Origin of the sequence: Hydrocarboniphaga daqingensis, from assembly GCF_900129825.1 — a bacterium.
GTDB classification, from domain to species: domain Bacteria; phylum Pseudomonadota; class Gammaproteobacteria; order Nevskiales; family Nevskiaceae; genus Hydrocarboniphaga; species Hydrocarboniphaga daqingensis.
In genome coordinates, this window is the sequence record NZ_FQWZ01000006.1 from 328,780 (window position 1) to 343,868 (window position 15,089).

Below are 15,089 nucleotides of genomic sequence, written 5' to 3' on the forward strand. Positions count from 1 at the left end.
CGGGAGCGACGCTCAGAACTCGTTGCGGCGGCGTCGACGGCCGCCGCGACCGAGTAGCGGCAAGATCAGACCCATCAGCACGCCGCCGCCGACCAGCGCGGCGCCGGTGACCAGCGTGCGCCGTCGCGCCTGCTCCTCACGCGAGCTGAGCTGGGCATCGACGTACTGTTGCTGGGCGGCGGCCAGTTCGATCTTGAGCCGCTCGTTGTCGGCGGCGACCTGCATCGCCGGCCCGACCTGTTGCAGCCGCGCCTGGGCAGCGTCCCGCTCGCGGGTCAGCGTCTGCATTTGCTGGCGGGTCTGGGCCAGATCGGCCTGCAAGCCCTGCACGCGTGCCTTGGCGGCCGGCTGTGTCGACAGATAGCGCGAGGTGATCCAACCGACACGTCCATCCGGCAAGCGCACGCGGGCGAAGCTTTGCTCGCCGAGGTTTTCGAGCACGGTGACGACGTCGCCGCTGTTGACCGAGGCCACCGGTGTGGCGTCGTTGCGCGGCCCTTCGCGGACCGTGATGCTGATGTCATCGGAGATGTACTGCTGTCTGGGCCCATCCTGGGCGCCGGCCATTGCGGGCAGCAGCACAAAGCCCGCGATACAACCGATCCTGGTCATCATCGCTGGAGTCTAGCAACGGCTCGTCGCCATTGAACACCGCCGGTCCGCCCGCGAGCCTGAGCCGCCTGGCGGCGATGCGCTTAAACTAGGCGCCGTTCCCCACCGCCGCCGCCAGACGCCGATCATGAAACCCAACAGCAGCAAGCCGATTTTCCTGACCCAATTCTTGATCGAGGAGCAACGCTCCGCCGGCAAGATCAAGCCCGATCTGCGCTTGTTGCTCGAAGTGGTGGCGCGCGCCTGCAAGCGCATCTCGATCGCGGTCGGCAAGGGCGCGCTCGGCGGCGTGCTCGGCGATGCCGGCACCGGCAACATCCAGGGCGAAGCGCAGAAGAAGCTCGACGTGATCAGCAACGAGATCCTGCTCGAAGCCAACGAATGGGGCGGCCATCTGGCGGCGCTGGCGTCGGAAGAGATGGACCATCCGCATCCGATTCCCGAGCAGTACCCGAAGGGCGGCTATCTGCTGCTGTTCGATCCGCTCGACGGCTCGTCGAACATCGACGTCAACGTGTCGGTCGGCACGATCTTCTCGGTGCTCAAGGTGCCGGAAGGCGTCACCCAGGCGTCCGAAGCCGACTTCCTGCAGCCGGGCGTGCAGCAGGTTGCGGCGGGCTACTGCGTGTACGGGCCGAGCACGACGATGGTGCTGACGCTGGGCAAGGGCGTCCACCAGTTCACGCTGGACCGCGAACTCGGCAGCTTCGTGCTGACGCAGCGCGACATGATGATCCCGGCGGACACCAAGGAATTCTCGATCAACATGTCGAACCAGCGCTTCTGGGAAGCGCCAGTGCAGCGCTACATCGACGAATGCGTGGCCGGCAAAGACGGCCCGCGCGGCAAGGACTTCAACATGCGCTGGGTGGCCTCGATGGTCGCCGACGTGCACCGGATCATCACGCGCGGCGGCGTATTCATGTACCCGCTCGACTCCAAGACCCAGGCGCAGGGCGGCAAGCTGCGCTTGCTGTACGAGGCCAACCCGATGAGCTTCATCATCGAGCAGGCCGGCGGCGCGGCGACCACGGGCCGTGAGCGCATCCTCGACATCAAGCCTGGCAAGCTGCATCAGCGCGTGCCGGTGATCATGGGCTCGAAGAACGAAGTCGACCGGGTCACGCAGTACCACGGCTGAATCGCCGCGTGATCGCAGGCCGGGGTGGCGCCAAGCGGCGTAACGGCGCCGACAATGGCGCCACCAGCCCCGACCTGCGACCGATCCGATGAAGCTGACGCCCGCACCCGACGACCACGACACGCTGAACCCGATCGCCGACGGCATCTGGGTCACGTCGATCCCGCATCGCTTCATCGGCTTGCGCATCGGCACACGGATGACGGTGGTCCGGCTGCCGTCGGGCGCGTTGCTGCTGCATTCGCCCGTGCCGATCACCGCGGCGCTGCGCCAGGCGATCGACGCGATCGGGCCGGTGGGTCACATCGTCTGCCCGAACCTGTTTCATCACCTGTATGCCGGCGATGCACAGCGCGCGTATCCGAGTGCGGTGCTGCATGGGCCGGCGTCGTTGCAGCGCAAGCGCCGCGACTTGCAGTTCGGCGCCACGCTCGGCGACAGCCCGCATCCGGATTGGGGCGGCGCGTTGCAGACGATCACGATCGGCGGCAGCCTGCTCGACGAAACCGTGCTGTACCACGCGGCGACGCGGACGCTGATCACCAGCGATCTGGTCGAAAACTTCCACGATCACGCCCATGCACCGACCCGCTGGTATCTGCGCGCCGGCGGGCTGCTGGGCAAGGTCGGCTGGCACCCGCTGCTGCGGATCGTCTACGTCAATCGCCGCAAGGCGCGCGCTTGCGTCGAACGCATTTTGGCTTGGCCGTTCGAGCGCGTCGTCGTCGCCCATGGCGAGGTGATCACCAACGATGCACGCAAGGCAGTACGCCAGGGCTTGAACTGGCTGCTGTGAACGACGCGGCATAGCCGGCGAACGCGCCGCGATGGTGGCGATACGGCCATCGCGCTTCAATGGCGCATGTCATTTCGATCATCCCCTGCCCGCGTCGTCAGCTGGATTCTGCGTGCCGTCTTGGTGACGACGACGGCCGCTGCAGCTGCGGCGACGCCGACGTCCGCGCGCGTGCCAGTGCTGGTCGAGCTGTTCACATCGCAGAGTTGTTCCAGCTGCCCGCCGGCCGAAGCGCTGACCCAGCAGCTTTATCGCGAGCAACCGATCGACGGCGTCGAACTGCTGGTGCTGGCCGAGCATGTCGACTACTGGAATCACCTGTCGTGGCACGACCCGTATTCCTCGGCCGAGCGGACCGAGCGGCAGCGTCGCTATGCACGCCAGCTCGGCAACGGCGGACGCGTCTATACGCCACAGGCCGTGGTCGACGGCCGCTTTGATGTGATCGGCAGCCAGCGTGATGATCTGATCGCCGCGATCCAGCAGGCCGCGCGCGCGGCGCATGCGCCGCTGCGGTTCGACGTGCAGCCCAGCGGCCATCGGCGTTGGCAGATTCGCGTCACGCCGCTACCGCCGGCTGCCGGTGCGATCGACTACGCCGTGGCCCTGGTGCAGGACGGTGTGATCACGTCGATCCCGCGCGGCGAGAACGCCGGTGCACGTCTGGTCGAGGACAGCGTCGTCCTCCAATGGATCGAAGCTGACGAGCGTGGCCTTGCCGATCTGCAATTACCGGCGTTGCCGGATGCCGGAGGCTGGCGCGTGATCGTATTTGCGCAGCGCCGCGATATCGGTGCCGTGATCGGCTCGGCACAGCAGCGCTTGAGCACTTCGCGATAAACCCGGCCACGGCAACCGGTCGCGCTCGATCAAGACCGCGGTATGCGCATCAGTGGGCCGGCGCTAGCGAGGCGTCTTCCAGATGCTCGGCGTCGTGAACGTCGTCCGATACAGCTGCTCGACCTGCTCGCGCGCCCAAGGCGTTCGGCGCAGAAACGTCAGGCTTGATTTGAGCGACGGGTCTTTCTTGAAGCAATTGATGTTGATCCGCTGCGCCAATCCGTCCCAGCCATAGCGCTCCACCAACGCCGTTAGCAGCGCTTGCAGCGTCAGGCCATGCAGCGGGTTGTTCGCTTGCGCGGGAGCGTCGGTCATCGTCGGGGCCCGGGTGGTCTGCGTGGCATTGTCGTCGATCGGCTGCCGGTCGCGCCGATGCCGCGGCGCATCGCTATGCCGCCAACAGCAGCGATGCGGCGATCGTCAGCATCACCACCGCGATCAGGCCGTCGAGTACGCGCCAGGCACCGGGCCGGGCGAACAGCGGCGCCAGCCGCACCGCACCGTAGCCAAGGCCGTAGAACCACAGCAGCGAGGCCGTGCAGGCCCCCACGGCAAACGCGACGCGCTGCGCGCCCGGATAGCGTCCGGCGATGCTGCCGAGCAGCAGCACGGTGTCGAGATACACATGCGGATTGAGCCAGGTCAGCGCCAGCACCGTGCGAATCACCGTGCCGCGCGGTGTCGGCGTCACCGGTGCGTCGGCTTGCAAGGCTTGCGGCCGCAGCGCGCTGCGCACATGCAGCAGACCGTAGACGGTCAGAAACGCCGCGCCGATCCAGGTTACGGCACTGACCCAGGCTGGATGCGCTTGAATCAGCTGGCCCAAGCCAGCGCAGCCGATCACGATCAACGTGGCGTCCGACACGAAGCACAGCGTGGCCACCAGACCGACATGCTCGCGGCGCAAGCCCTGGCGCAACACGAACGCGTTCTGCGCGCCGATGGCGACGATCAGCGACCCGCTGAGTCCCAGCCCGGCGAGCGCGCTGCCGAGCAGCGTCGCGCTCATCGACGACGGCGCTCAGCCATGCGCATCAGCCGCGTCGTCGGCCACCGTCAGCCCCTGTGCGGCGGCCAGCACCAGCGCCATCGCCAGATAACCCAGCACCCAATCCCAGGCCGGGCTCAGCGCGAGCACCGTGTCGCCAGCGCTGTAGGCGAAGCCGTGCATCAGGCCGGCCAGCGACAGCAGCGCGGCGACCAAACACCAAACGGCGGCGATCAAGAAGCGCCGCTCGATGATCGCCACCGTGGTGGCGGCGAGGATCATCGCGGTGAACACGACACCCTGTTCCAGCGCGAACGCGCCGGTGATGTAGACGTCGCTCTGCAGGAACTTGCCGACCAGCGCCGACGAAAACGGCTCGCCGCCCGGCTGGCCCATGCCGGCGGCATGCAGCCCGGACTTGGCCATCATCGCACCCCAGGTCGCCAGGCCCGGCAGGATGCCGATGACGACGGCCGGTGCGTGGTGGCGCGGCGTCGCCTGGAACGCCTGCGAGGTCATCACGATGCCGATCCATAGCAGGATCGCCATGCCGGCTTCGACCGGCACCAGCCACGTGAACACCGACAGCGTGCCGGTGAAGCACAGCAGCGCGACGACCAGCCCCGACAGCGCCGAATACGCCGAGCGCGCGCCCATCGCCTTCCAGCCCGGATGGCCGATGTACAGCGTGGTTGGGAAGCAGGAGCCGAACACCGCTGCCGCGATCGAGCCGATGCCGTTGACGATCAGCGACGAGCGCGTGTCGTAGCGGTCGCCGGCGGCTTCGGCCGATTCGAGGTTCTGCATCGAGCCGACGACGATGATCAAGCCCATCGGCACGATCACCGCGAAATACGTCATCAGCACGCCGGCATGGAAACCGGCCAGCAGATCGCCGATCACCGGCACGGGCCCATGTAGCGATGGCGGTGGCGGCGTCGGCCCGGTCGGCGCCAACCCGGTGCCCCAGGCCAGCGCGGTGCCCAGCGCCACGGCCACCAAACCGATCGGCAGCCCGCCGCGGATGCGCACGCGGCCGAAGTAGCCAACCAGCACCACGGCCAGCGTCGCCAGCCCGACCAGCGGGTGCGCGTACGCGCGGAACAGGAAGCCGAGTGCGATGAACGCCAAGGCCAGGCCCGCGAGCGTCGACAACAGCGCCGCGCGCGGTGTGGCGCGGCGGATGCGCTCGGCCACCGCACTGGCGACGATCTCGATGACGCCGCAGCTGAAGCAGGCCAGCAAGCCGGCCTGCCACGCGATCCGTGCCGGATCGGCCGCGCCGGCCGCTTGCGCGGCCAGCTTGGCCGGCAGCATCACCAGAAACACGAACGCGAACACGGTCACCGCATTCAAGCCATACGGCAGTGCGCAAACGTCGTCGCGGCCACTGCGTTGCGCCAGCTGCCGCGCCTGCCAGCTGTAGTACAGATTGCCGACCAGCAAGGACACCGCAGCACCGGGCAGCACATGGCCCAGCAACAAGGCATCGTCGAAGCCGAGCACGAAGCGGCATAGCCCCGACAGCACCAGCAGCAGAATCAGGTTGTCGAGCGCCAGCCCGAACAGCCCGTCGATGTCACCGCGAACGATCAAGCGCATGCCAGGCTCCGTATCGAGAGCGACGCGTCAGAACGACACGTCGGCAGGCTGCGTCACGCGCAGCACCGACTGGTCGCCGGTCATCTGCTTCCAGGCCGCGCGAATCGCGTCGATGTCGGCGCGCTGCTGTGGCAGATCGGGATACAGCAGCACGATCTGCTTGGATCGCAGCCGCTCGATTTGCTGCTCGCCCTTGCCGCGCCACTGGCCGTATAACTCGAACACGCTCAAGCCGTCGGGAAACCGCGGGCTGACTTCGCGGTCGAGAAACGCGCGCCACTGCGCCTCGCTGATGCCCTGCCCCGGTTCGTCGGCGAGGCCCGTGCCGAAGTACAACTCGGTGCGCACCCAGTTGTGGGTTCGATCGGGGTGCGCGGCGTCGCCCTGAAGCTGGGAGCTTGCCGTCGACAAGCTCGCCTGCTGCGGTACGGTGCAGGCAGCGGCTGAGAGCAGCAGCAGGCTGGTGGACAGCGGACGCAGCCACGACGGTGCAGGTTTCATCGGCAGCGAACCTTGGTTGGAGTGCGCGCGATGATACGCAAGGTCCAAGCCGTCAACACCGCAGTGCACGTCCGAACATAAACATGGCGTCAAGGCCAGACTGCGAAGACCTAAAGGTCTGCTTGAACGGTCCAACGGCCGATGCAGCGCATCCAATCCCGATATTGATGCGTAAACCCCAGACCTGACACCGCTACAGAAGGGGTTCAAGATGGACTTTTCACTCAAGCCTTTAGTTGCTGCTGCGCTCTGCACCGCATCGTTGACGGCAATTGCTTCAAGCCACCGCGAGGCCCCGCTGATCGGTGGGTCGCCGCGCGTCGACGGCACCGACTTCTACATGTTTCGCAGCTATGAACCGGGCCGCGATGGCTTCGTCACGCTGATCGCCAACTACCTGCCGCTGCAGGATTCCTACGGCGGTCCGAACTACTTCAAGCTCGACGCGAACGCGCTCTATGAAATCCACGTCGACAACAACGGCGACGCGGCCGAAGACCTGACGTTCCAGTTCCGCTTCACCAACACCTACAAGAATCTCGGCGTGCCGACCGGCGCACCGGGCGGTGCCAACGTCGGTGTGCCGCTGAACAACATCGGACCCGTTGATGCCGAAGCAGCCAACGTCAACGTCGTCGAGAGCTACACGCTGTCGCTGGTGCGCGGCAATCGCCGCACCGGCACGTCGGCACCGATCGTCGATGCCAGCAGCGGTTCGGCCACGTTCGGCAAGCCGGTCGACAACATCGGCACCAAGTCGATCCCCGACTACGCCGCGTATGCCAACGGCTTCATCCGTCCGATCACGATTCCGGGCTGCAACACGCCGGGCCGCGTGTTCGTCGGTCAGCGCCGCGAAGGCTTCGTCGTCAACCTCGGCCAGGTGTTCGACCTGGTGAACCTCAACCCGCTGGGCGCGCGCAATTCCGCCAGCAACGTGATCGACGATAAGAACATCACGTCGCTGGCGCTCGAAGTGCCGACCAGCTGCCTCACGGCAGGCGATGATCCGGTGATCGGCGCCTGGACCACGGCCAGCCTGCGTCAGTCGCGCATCCTGAATCCGTCGCCGACCGGTCCGGTTGCATCGTCCGCCGGCAAGGGTCCGACCGTTGAAGGTGGCGCCTACACGCAGGTATCGCGTCTGGGTTCGCCGCTGGTCAACGAAGTCGTGATCGGCCTGCAGGACAAGGACAAGTTCAACGCCAGCGAGCCGAAGAACGACGTCGCCAACTTCGGCACCTACGTGCTGTATCCGACGCTGCCGGTGCTGGTGAACGTGCTGTTCCAGGTGCCGCCGCCGGCCACGCCGCGCAACGACTTGCTGGCCGCGTTCGTCACGGGCATCACGGCGACGGTCAACGGCTCGCCGTTCAAGTTCACCGCGCCGGCGAACCTGACGGTGCCGGGTGAAATGCTGCGCTTGAACACGGCCGTTGCACCGACGCCGGCGGCCAGCCAGAAGGACCTCGGCTTCCTCGCTTGCGACCTCGCCGGCTTCCCGAACGGTCGCCGTCCGGTGGACGACGTCGTCGACATCGCGCTGACCGCCGTCGAAGGCGCGATTGCCGAGAACGCACTGAACCTGCAGACCTGCGACGTCAGCGGCGCCACGCCGACCGTTAAGAATGCCGGTGCGGTGGTCAATGACGGCGCGCTGCCGGATGCGGCGGACTACCTGACCGTGTTCCCGTACCTGGCCTCGCCGCTGCCGGGCTCGGTCAGCACCGCTGCCCGCTAAGGAGCTGCGATCATGACGACCTCCAAGCTGGTCGCCACGGGTCTGGCCGCGCTGCTCGCGGCCACGCTCGTCGGCTGCAACAACAACGGCAGCGATGGTGACGGCGACGGTACGCCGCCGCCGGCCGCGGCCAACGTCAACGACCTCGCCACGCAGCAGGTGAACACGCGCACCTGCGAGCAGCTCAAGTCTGACGAGATCAACTCGGTGGCCATCGCCGAGACCGAAGAAGCCGTCAACGTCGCGAGCCTGACGCCGGCCTGCGCCAGCGGCACGTAAGCGAGGCCCGCAAGGGCACAGTGGTAACAAAAAGGCCCCGCTCGCGGGGCCTTTTTGTTTTCGTCGACATCAGCGCATCGCGACCGCGATGCGCGTTCGGCGCTGCTTGCTAGAACCCGATGCTGAGCATCGCGCGCACCTGGCGCGGCTCCAGCGGATGGAAGTGAAAATCAGGCACGCCTTCGGCCGGCTCGCCGGGCAGGCGCGATTCGTAGAAGTAGGTGATGTCGTTATCGCCGCTGTTGAGCAGGTTTAGCACTTGCAGCGACACCTGATAACGCTGCCGACAGCGATAGCCGACCTGGCCGTTGACCACGGTCGTCGACGGCGAGCGTGCGCTGTTGTCTTCGACCAGCGGGCCGCCGCCCAGATAGCGCAACCGCAAGCCACCGCTCCAGCCGCGCGTTTCAGCAATCGCCAAGCCCGCACCGAATACACCACCGATCGAATTCGGAATGCGGTTGCCATCTTCCGAATCGAGCCGTGCATGGGCGTACGCATAATCGAGATCCAGCGTCAGCCACGACAGCGGCGAGTAGTACATCGCCAGTTCGATACCACGCCGGCGGCTGGCACCGCTGGCTTCGGTGTTGCCGGCATCACCGACATAAACCAGCTCCGAATCCGAGTTGAGCCGCCACAGCGATGCCACCAGGCTCAGCTGCGGCAGCAGCAGCGTCGACACGCCGATCTCCGCTCCACGCTGTTTGACCAGCGCGTCGACCGGTTGCAGCGGCGTGCTGCCGTCGGTGGGATCGATGCGGCTGGTCACGCCACGCGCGTCATTGCTGTGAAAGCCTTCGCCGTAGTTCAGAAACACGCGCGTGCCCGGCGTCGGCGTGGCGATCAGCGCCAGCTTCGGGCTGAGTAGCGTGGCGCGATCCTCGCCACTGTTCTGCACGGTATCGCTGTCGACGTCGAACGTGTAGGCATCGGCGCGCAGTCCAACCTGCGAACGCAGCCACGGCGTCCACTGCTGGTTGCTGCTCGCATACAGCGCCGCGCTGCCCTGACGCACCTGGTCTTCGCGTACCGTCGACAAGCGCTGCCTGGCCTGCGTCAGATACAAGCCGACCGGCTTGATGTCGTCGTAGCGACTCTGTAGGCCGATCGTCAGATCGCTGCGGATAGGAGTCGGCAACTGCCAGTAGCGGCTCAGATTGACGCCGTAGACGTGACGGTCGTCGAGCTGATTGAACTGGTCGCCGTTGACCGGATCGTTGAGGAAGTAAGTGAAATTGGAGTACAGGTCCATGCGATAGCGCAGCGCATAGGCCTGGGCATGCCAATGGCCGGTTTCACCGGCGCTGCGGCGCAGATCGATGCTGGCGCTGTAGCGACGCACATCGCCGCCGTCGCTGGGGTCGATGAAGCCGCGCCGGCCGATCAAGCCTTGCTCGACCGCACGAAGCGGAATCTGATCGGGTGCGTTGTAGTCGATCCGGTAGGTCATCAGCGACGCGGTGATGCCGTCGCGGTCATCGCCCTGGTGATAGCGCGCGACCGTCGACAGTTTGCGGATGTCCTGCGACAGATCGAACGGCCCGTCGTAACGGCTGGCTTCCCCACCGAGCAACAGCGTGCCGCCGAGCAGCGAAGGCGATCCGGCCAGCAGCGCGCTCTGGTAGCCGAATTCGCCGACCGACACGCGTGCGATGTTCTCCGGCAGCGAATCGACGTAGCGCAGCTGCGCCGATCCCGCAGTGGCGAAGTCGCCGGCTTCGGCAAAGTACGGGCCCTTGCGATAATCGAGCGAACCGATCAGATCGCGGATCACGAAGTTGATGTCGGCGTAGCCCTGGCCGTGCGCATGGCTGCGCATGTTGACCGGCACGCCGTCGACCTCGGTGTAGAAGTCGGTGCCATGGTCGAGATTGAAGCCGCGAAGGAAGTACTGGTTGGCTTTGCCTTCGCCGCTGTGCTGCGTGACCATCAAGCCCGGCACGAACTCCAGCAGTTCTCCGGCGCGCGACGTGGGACGCTGCGCGAGTTGCTCGCTGGTGACGCTGCCTTCGGTGGCCGAACTCGCCAACACCGGTTGAACGCCGCTGCCAGTGACGACGATCACCGGTAATTCCAGCGGCACGCCGCCGGCGATGGCCTCAGTGCCTGCCATCGAGGCGACCAGCGCCGACACCGCAACGCTCATCGGTTTTCGCAGAAAAGGGCGGCGCTGATTCACGTGTTTCAAATCCAAGTCCAAGAGAAGGCTCGTTCGACGAACCAAAGGAGTCCGATCAGCAGCACCAGCACCGAACCCGGAATCAGCACCGCATAGCGATACCCGCGCTGATTCCGCAGCCAATAGCCGGCGGGCACGACCAGCATGACCAGCGACAGCTGCGCCAGCTCGACACCGATGTTGAACGCCAGCAGCGCCCACACACGGCCGGTCGTGGGCAGGCCCAGTTCCAGCAATGCGCCGGCGATCGCCGACCCGTGTATCAGCCCGAAGCCGACCGCCAGCCACGGCAGCCCGCGGCCGACCATCGGCAGCAGATTGTTCAACGCGGCGAACACGACGGTCGCTGCAACCGCCGATTCAACCCAGCGCGTCGGAAACTGCACCCATCCCAGCGCGGCGATGCTCAGCGTCGCCGCATGCGCCAGCGTGAAGGCGGTGACGATGCGCGCGGCGTCGAGCAGCGGCGCGCGCAGCGAATCGGCGATCTGCCAACCGCCGCCACGCCGACGACGCGTCGCCGCCGGCAGGAACAGCGCCGCGAGAAACAGCAGATGGTCCCACCCAGTCCACACATGCCAGACACCTTCGTGCAGATAGGTGCGGAACGTGCGACCGATATCGCTGACGCCCGGCTGCCAGACCAATTGCGGCTGCGACGGTGACATCACATCACTGACGATCCGGCCTTTTGCGCTGAGCTTGAGCAGGCCGCGATGTGAGGGATCGATGTCGAACAGCAGCCCATAGCGCAGTTGCAGCGCGGCCGGCGTCGCAGCGCAGTCACCGGTCAGCATCAGCGCGGCGTAGCGACCGTCGAGGTGATCGGCGACACGCAGTTCATGCAGATGCAATGGACACGCGACGCCATCGGCGTCGATCTGTAATCGCGATAAGGCATAGGCCTCGATCGCATCGGACGCGCGGCGCACTTCGCCCCAGGTCAGCAAACCATCACCGTCGGCGTCCAGGCCGATCGCTTCATCCAGATCGCGCAGCGCAATGTCCCACTGCCCCGCCAGTTCGGCCTGGTTGAGTTGCAGTTCGAGATAGCTGGTGCTGGCCGCATGAGCAGCCGCGCGCTCGCTGAACAGCGACAGCGCGACGATCAGCGCCAACACCTGATAGAGCCAGCGTTGCATCAGCGATTCCCCGGCGTCGGCGATGCAAAACGCTGCAGCAATGGATCTTCGATCGCGTGATCACGCAGCCACTGGCGCACCGGCGCCGCTGCAGCAGGTTCACCCGCCGCGTTGGCCGCTTCGAGCACCAGGCGTGCATCGATCGGTTCCCGCTGCAGTTGCCAGTTGGCCAGCGCCAGCGACAAGGCGCGCGTGGCATCGGATTCGACATGCAGCGCGAACATCGCCTCTTCGCGGCCGTGCGTGGTGTCACCACGCAGGCGCACCGCGTCGAAGCGCGCTTGCAGTTGCTGGCGATGGAGATCCAGCGACGGCGTGGCGACGCCCGCCTGCTGCAGCCGGCGTTCGGCGATCGCGACGCGCAGCAACAGACCGTCGACCCGCATGTCGTCATGCAACAACGCAGCAACCGCTTGCGGCTGGCCCTGATCGAGCAAGTGATCGGCATAAGCGGCCAGCAGATATGCGTCGCGATCCGGACCAGCGGACCGCATCGCGGCCAGCGCACGCTCGAAGCGCTGCGTGGCCTCGTCAGTGCGGTCGAGACGTGATGCGATTTCAGCGGCCAGCGTCAGCGTCCACAAACGCTGCTCGACCGGCGCGCGATCCAGCTGCGGCATGATCGTGTCCAGCGCTGCCAGTGCCGACACCGCGCGGCCATCCAGACTTGCCGCCAGCGCGCCGCAGGTCGTCGCGGCCAACACATCGTGACGCGCGAGCGCGGCGCAGTCGCGCACGGCCTCGCGTTGACGTCCCTGAACCAGCAGCAGCGAGGCGCGCGTCAGCCGTGCGGGTCCGACTTCTTCGCGCTGCAGCAGCGCGTCGAGCCAGTGCATCGCGCCGTCGAAGTCGTGCCGCTGCTGCATCAGCGTGGCCTGCAGCCAGACGATGTCGGCCGGCTTGTCGCCGATCGGCGCCAGCGTCGCGCCGTTGCTTGCGCCATCATCGCCGACAAACCAGGGCGCGAGCGCCGCTGCTGCATAACCGTAGAAGCGCGGATCACTTTGGCTGCGGCCAAGTGCGATCGCACGTCGTGCGTAGTCAGCGGCCAGCGCCGCATCATGCGGCTGCGCCGTCAGCGTCTGTCGCAGCTGATGCAGTTCGCGAACCTTGGCGTCGCGACTCAAGGGCAGCAGTTCAAGCACGACCTCATCGTCGGCCGGCAGGTACGACATCATCGTCGTCGCGAGCGCGACGCCGACGCCGCCGGACGCCAGCACCAGCGCAAGCAGGGCGGATCGATGCATCCGTGATGAGGGCAAGGTGATGGTAACCATGCTCAGTGTTCGTGCGCGATCCGCCAAAGGATGCGCCACACGACGCGGCCCCTGGTGACGTCCGGGGCCGCGATGCGGTCTAACCGGGCGTCAACAGGGGCCGCGCGTTGCAGCCGTTGCGACTGATGCTACCTGCCGGCCTTGGAGTGCAGCGTCCACAGACGGGCGATGTCCTTGGCACCATCGGTGCCTTGAACCGTCGCAAACGCCTTGTTTGCCAGATCCTTCTTGCCCGCGAGCAAGTAGGCGTAGCCCTGATGCAGCTTGGACTGATCCGGCTGCTTCAAGCCGCCTTTCTTGATGCCTTGGTCGATCAGCGCGAGACCCTTGTCGTAGTCACCGTAGGCGACCAGATTGAAGCCGGTGCTGACGAGCGCATCGCCGGTCGGCTGTGCGGCGGCTGCTTTTTCGCCTTCGGCCAGCGTGGCCTTGTCGTCGGTGATCTTCTTGGCGACCAGATCCTTGAGCCGCTGGTGACGGCTGGCGTCCGGGCCCTCACCGAGCAGCTTGGCGGCGTAGCCAGCGCTGACGAACTTGTCGGCCTCACCGGGATAGCCCGCCTGCAGCGCCAGCTGTGCGGCTTCCATGTAGTCACTGGCCTTGTCGAGCGTGCCGGTCGCTTCGCGCAGCCGGTACAGGTCGAGGTCGAGACGATCCGAGAAGCCCGGCTTGCGCGAGGTACGGACGATCAGGTCGAGCCAGTATTCCTTCTTCGGCGTGTAGGCGACGATTTTCTCGAGCGCTGCCGTGTAGGCCGCCATGTCGTTCTGCTTGAGCGCGCAGCTGGCCAGCAATTGCAGCTGCGTTTCGGTCGGGCGCTTGCCGGCCGATTCGAGCGCGCTGATCTGGCTGCTGAGTTCGGCGGCCGCCTGCTTGTAGTTGCCACCGAGGTACAGAGACTGCACATACAAGTTGAGCGTTTCGGCGCTGTTGCCGCCGGCGGCCTTGTATTGCTCGATCGCAGAGGCGGTCTTGGCGTAGTCCTTCGATGCGTAGGCGATCTTCACGTACGCATCGAGAGTCTGCAGCTTTTCGCCGGCCGGCAGTTCCGGCGAAGCGAGAATCGTCTCGTAGGCATCCAGCGCCGACTTGTAGTCAGCCTTGCCGATGGCCGCAGCCGACTTCAGGCGCGCAACCAGATAGCTTTCGTAGGCGGTCAGCTTGCCGACCGCTTCGGCAGCGGCAATTTTCTCGGCCGCTGCCTTGTAGTTCTTGCTCTGCAGCGCCTTTTGCGCCTCCTGCAGCGGCGCGCCGACTTCGGCGCGGACGGTCTGCTTGTCGGCCGCAAAAGCCTGCGCTGCCGCCAGCATCAGCAAGGCGCCCGCAGCGAGCTTGAACGGAGTTTTGTTGCCAGTACGGTTGATCATTGAAGGAGTCTCGGAGACGTTACTGCATGAATTGTTCATTGCCGACGATGCCGACCTTGGTCACGCCCAAGCGTTGGGCCGAGGCCAGGACGGCGGCGACGTACTTGTATTCCACCAGCTTGTTGGGCCGGATGTGAAACTCGCTCTGGTTCTCACCCGCCTGCGCCTCGCGGCGGAAGTTCGCTTCCAGCGTGGCGCGGTCCATCGGCGTGCCGTTCCACAGCACCGTGCCGTCGAAGTCGATCTCCAACTCCACTGCCGGCGGCGGCGGGGCTTCGCTCGGCGGCGTGTTCGCCTGCGGCATGTCCAGCTTCACCGCGTGCGTCTGGATCGGGATCGTGATGATCAGCATCACCAGCAGCACCAGCATCACGTCGATCAGCGGCGTCGTGTTGACGTCCACCACCACGTCCGGGTCGCCGTTGCTGCCCCCGCCCGATCCGCCTACGTTCATTCCCATCGTCTTGCTCCTAGCCGTTCTTCGGCGGTGGTTCGGTGATGAAGCCGATCTTGGCGATCCCCGCTCGCTGGCAGGTCACCATCACCGTTCCGATCGCCTGGTAGCGCGCCACCTGATCCCCGCGGATGTGAATCTCCGGCTGCGGCACCTTCACCGCTTCC

The 15,089-nt window shown here is 66.1% G+C and carries 16 protein-coding genes; 5 read left to right on the forward strand and 11 right to left on the reverse strand.

Translation table 11 applies throughout. The features are described 5' to 3' along the window. Positions 1 to 12 precede the first annotated feature (12 nt). A complete protein-coding gene (locus tag BUB09_RS13670) occupies positions 13 to 615 on the reverse strand; it encodes a TIGR04211 family SH3 domain-containing protein (protein ID WP_245793290.1) in 603 nt (200 codons plus the stop codon). A 124-nt stretch (positions 616 to 739) separates the two neighbouring features. Here BUB09_RS13670 and BUB09_RS13675 point away from each other — a divergent pair, with 124 nt between their 5' ends. The 3 genes from BUB09_RS13675 to BUB09_RS13685 all read left to right on the forward strand — a co-directional run bounded on the left by BUB09_RS13675 (position 740) and on the right by BUB09_RS13685 (position 3,389). Next, a complete protein-coding gene (locus tag BUB09_RS13675; RefSeq protein WP_072898274.1) occupies positions 740 to 1,753 on the forward strand; it encodes a class 1 fructose-bisphosphatase in 1,014 nt (337 codons plus the stop codon). An 88-nt stretch (positions 1,754 to 1,841) separates the two neighbouring features. Continuing rightward, positions 1,842 to 2,549 (forward strand): DUF4336 domain-containing protein, encoded by a 708-nt coding sequence (locus tag BUB09_RS13680; RefSeq protein WP_072898275.1) that lies wholly within the window; start codon positions 1,842 to 1,844, stop codon positions 2,547 to 2,549. Between the two features lie 66 nt (positions 2,550 to 2,615). Beyond that, positions 2,616 to 3,389 (forward strand): DUF1223 domain-containing protein, encoded by a 774-nt coding sequence (locus BUB09_RS13685; protein WP_072898276.1) that lies wholly within the window; start codon positions 2,616 to 2,618, stop codon positions 3,387 to 3,389. Between the two features lie 63 nt (positions 3,390 to 3,452). Here the strand turns inward: BUB09_RS13685 and BUB09_RS13690 are convergent, their stop codons facing one another. From BUB09_RS13690 to BUB09_RS13705, 4 genes are all read right to left on the reverse strand, one after another. Continuing rightward, the gene (locus BUB09_RS13690) at positions 3,453 to 3,704 is read right to left on the reverse strand and encodes a VF530 family protein (RefSeq protein WP_072898277.1); all 252 of its coding nucleotides are present in this window, start codon (positions 3,702 to 3,704) and stop codon (positions 3,453 to 3,455) included. A gap of 73 nt (positions 3,705 to 3,777) precedes the next feature. Continuing rightward, complete coding sequence (locus BUB09_RS13695) at positions 3,778 to 4,398, reverse strand: LysE/ArgO family amino acid transporter (RefSeq protein WP_072898278.1); 621 nt, start codon at positions 4,396 to 4,398, stop codon at positions 3,778 to 3,780. 12 nt (positions 4,399 to 4,410) lie between these two features. Further along, the gene (locus tag BUB09_RS13700) at positions 4,411 to 5,979 is read right to left on the reverse strand and encodes a permease (protein ID WP_072898279.1); all 1,569 of its coding nucleotides are present in this window, start codon (positions 5,977 to 5,979) and stop codon (positions 4,411 to 4,413) included. A gap of 27 nt (positions 5,980 to 6,006) precedes the next feature. Next, positions 6,007 to 6,480 (reverse strand): DUF3574 domain-containing protein, encoded by a 474-nt coding sequence (locus tag BUB09_RS13705; protein WP_072898357.1) that lies wholly within the window; start codon positions 6,478 to 6,480, stop codon positions 6,007 to 6,009. 262 nt (positions 6,481 to 6,742) lie between these two features. On the opposite strand from BUB09_RS13705, the gene BUB09_RS13710 reads away from it, so the two are divergent. Both BUB09_RS13710 and BUB09_RS13715 read left to right on the forward strand, forming a co-directional pair. Next, positions 6,743 to 8,221, forward strand: coding sequence for a DUF4331 domain-containing protein (locus BUB09_RS13710; RefSeq protein ID WP_217650306.1), 1,479 nt, complete (start codon positions 6,743 to 6,745; stop codon positions 8,219 to 8,221). Positions 8,222 to 8,233: 12 nt separating this feature from the next. Next, the gene (locus tag BUB09_RS13715) at positions 8,234 to 8,500 is read left to right on the forward strand and encodes a hypothetical protein (RefSeq protein ID WP_072898281.1); all 267 of its coding nucleotides are present in this window, start codon (positions 8,234 to 8,236) and stop codon (positions 8,498 to 8,500) included. Positions 8,501 to 8,609: 109 nt separating this feature from the next. Here BUB09_RS13715 and BUB09_RS13720 read toward each other — a convergent pair whose 3' ends face one another. The 6 genes from BUB09_RS13720 to BUB09_RS13745 all read right to left on the reverse strand — a co-directional run. Then, the gene (locus BUB09_RS13720) at positions 8,610 to 10,649 is read right to left on the reverse strand and encodes a TonB-dependent receptor (protein WP_072898282.1); all 2,040 of its coding nucleotides are present in this window, start codon (positions 10,647 to 10,649) and stop codon (positions 8,610 to 8,612) included. A 38-nt stretch (positions 10,650 to 10,687) separates the two neighbouring features. Then, the gene (locus tag BUB09_RS13725; protein ID WP_072898283.1) at positions 10,688 to 11,824 is read right to left on the reverse strand and encodes a HupE/UreJ family protein; all 1,137 of its coding nucleotides are present in this window, start codon (positions 11,822 to 11,824) and stop codon (positions 10,688 to 10,690) included. After that, positions 11,824 to 13,071 carry a hypothetical protein gene (locus BUB09_RS13730; RefSeq protein WP_072898284.1) on the reverse strand — a complete coding sequence of 416 codons (1,248 nt, stop codon included), beginning with the start codon at positions 13,069 to 13,071 and terminating at the stop codon, positions 11,824 to 11,826. The genes BUB09_RS13725 and BUB09_RS13730 overlap by 1 nt, the downstream gene beginning before the upstream one ends. Before the next feature lie 158 nt (positions 13,072 to 13,229). Continuing rightward, positions 13,230 to 14,468, reverse strand: coding sequence for a tetratricopeptide repeat protein (locus tag BUB09_RS13735; RefSeq protein WP_072898285.1), 1,239 nt, complete (start codon positions 14,466 to 14,468; stop codon positions 13,230 to 13,232). 19 nt (positions 14,469 to 14,487) lie between these two features. Further along, on the reverse strand, positions 14,488 to 14,928 hold the full coding sequence (locus tag BUB09_RS13740; protein WP_072898003.1) for an ExbD/TolR family protein: 441 nt from the start codon (positions 14,926 to 14,928) through the stop codon (positions 14,488 to 14,490). Positions 14,929 to 14,938: 10 nt separating this feature from the next. Then, positions 14,939 to 15,089: ExbD/TolR family protein (locus BUB09_RS13745; protein WP_175550204.1), on the reverse strand; the 151-nt coding region annotated here is incomplete at its 5' end.

Excerpts from the sequence above, each read along its gene's own strand:
- BUB09_RS13695 (WP_072898278.1), bottom strand. The coding sequence starts at position 4,398 with ATGAGCGCGACGCTGCTCGGCAGCGCGCTCGCCGGGCTGGGACTCAGC.
- BUB09_RS13735 (WP_072898285.1), bottom strand. The coding sequence starts at position 14,468 with ATGATCAACCGTACTGGCAACAAAACTCCGTTCAAGCTCGCTGCGGGC.
- BUB09_RS13700 (WP_072898279.1), bottom strand. The coding sequence starts at position 5,979 with ATGCGCTTGATCGTTCGCGGTGACATCGACGGGCTGTTCGGGCTGGCG.
- BUB09_RS13720 (WP_072898282.1), bottom strand. The coding sequence starts at position 10,649 with ATGAGCGTTGCGGTGTCGGCGCTGGTCGCCTCGATGGCAGGCACTGAG.
- BUB09_RS13725 (WP_072898283.1), bottom strand. The coding sequence starts at position 11,824 with ATGCAACGCTGGCTCTATCAGGTGTTGGCGCTGATCGTCGCGCTGTCG.
- BUB09_RS13730 (WP_072898284.1), bottom strand. The coding sequence starts at position 13,071 with ATGCATCGATCCGCCCTGCTTGCGCTGGTGCTGGCGTCCGGCGGCGTC.
- BUB09_RS13675 (WP_072898274.1), top strand. The coding sequence starts at position 740 with ATGAAACCCAACAGCAGCAAGCCGATTTTCCTGACCCAATTCTTGATC.
- BUB09_RS13715 (WP_072898281.1), top strand. The coding sequence starts at position 8,234 with ATGACGACCTCCAAGCTGGTCGCCACGGGTCTGGCCGCGCTGCTCGCG.
- BUB09_RS13685 (WP_072898276.1), top strand. The coding sequence starts at position 2,616 with ATGTCATTTCGATCATCCCCTGCCCGCGTCGTCAGCTGGATTCTGCGT.
- BUB09_RS13680 (WP_072898275.1), top strand. The coding sequence starts at position 1,842 with ATGAAGCTGACGCCCGCACCCGACGACCACGACACGCTGAACCCGATC.
- BUB09_RS13705 (WP_072898357.1), bottom strand. The coding sequence starts at position 6,480 with ATGAAACCTGCACCGTCGTGGCTGCGTCCGCTGTCCACCAGCCTGCTG.
- BUB09_RS13670 (WP_245793290.1), bottom strand. The coding sequence starts at position 615 with ATGATGACCAGGATCGGTTGTATCGCGGGCTTTGTGCTGCTGCCCGCA.
- BUB09_RS13690 (WP_072898277.1), bottom strand. The coding sequence starts at position 3,704 with ATGACCGACGCTCCCGCGCAAGCGAACAACCCGCTGCATGGCCTGACG.
- BUB09_RS13740 (WP_072898003.1), bottom strand. The coding sequence starts at position 14,928 with ATGGGAATGAACGTAGGCGGATCGGGCGGGGGCAGCAACGGCGACCCG.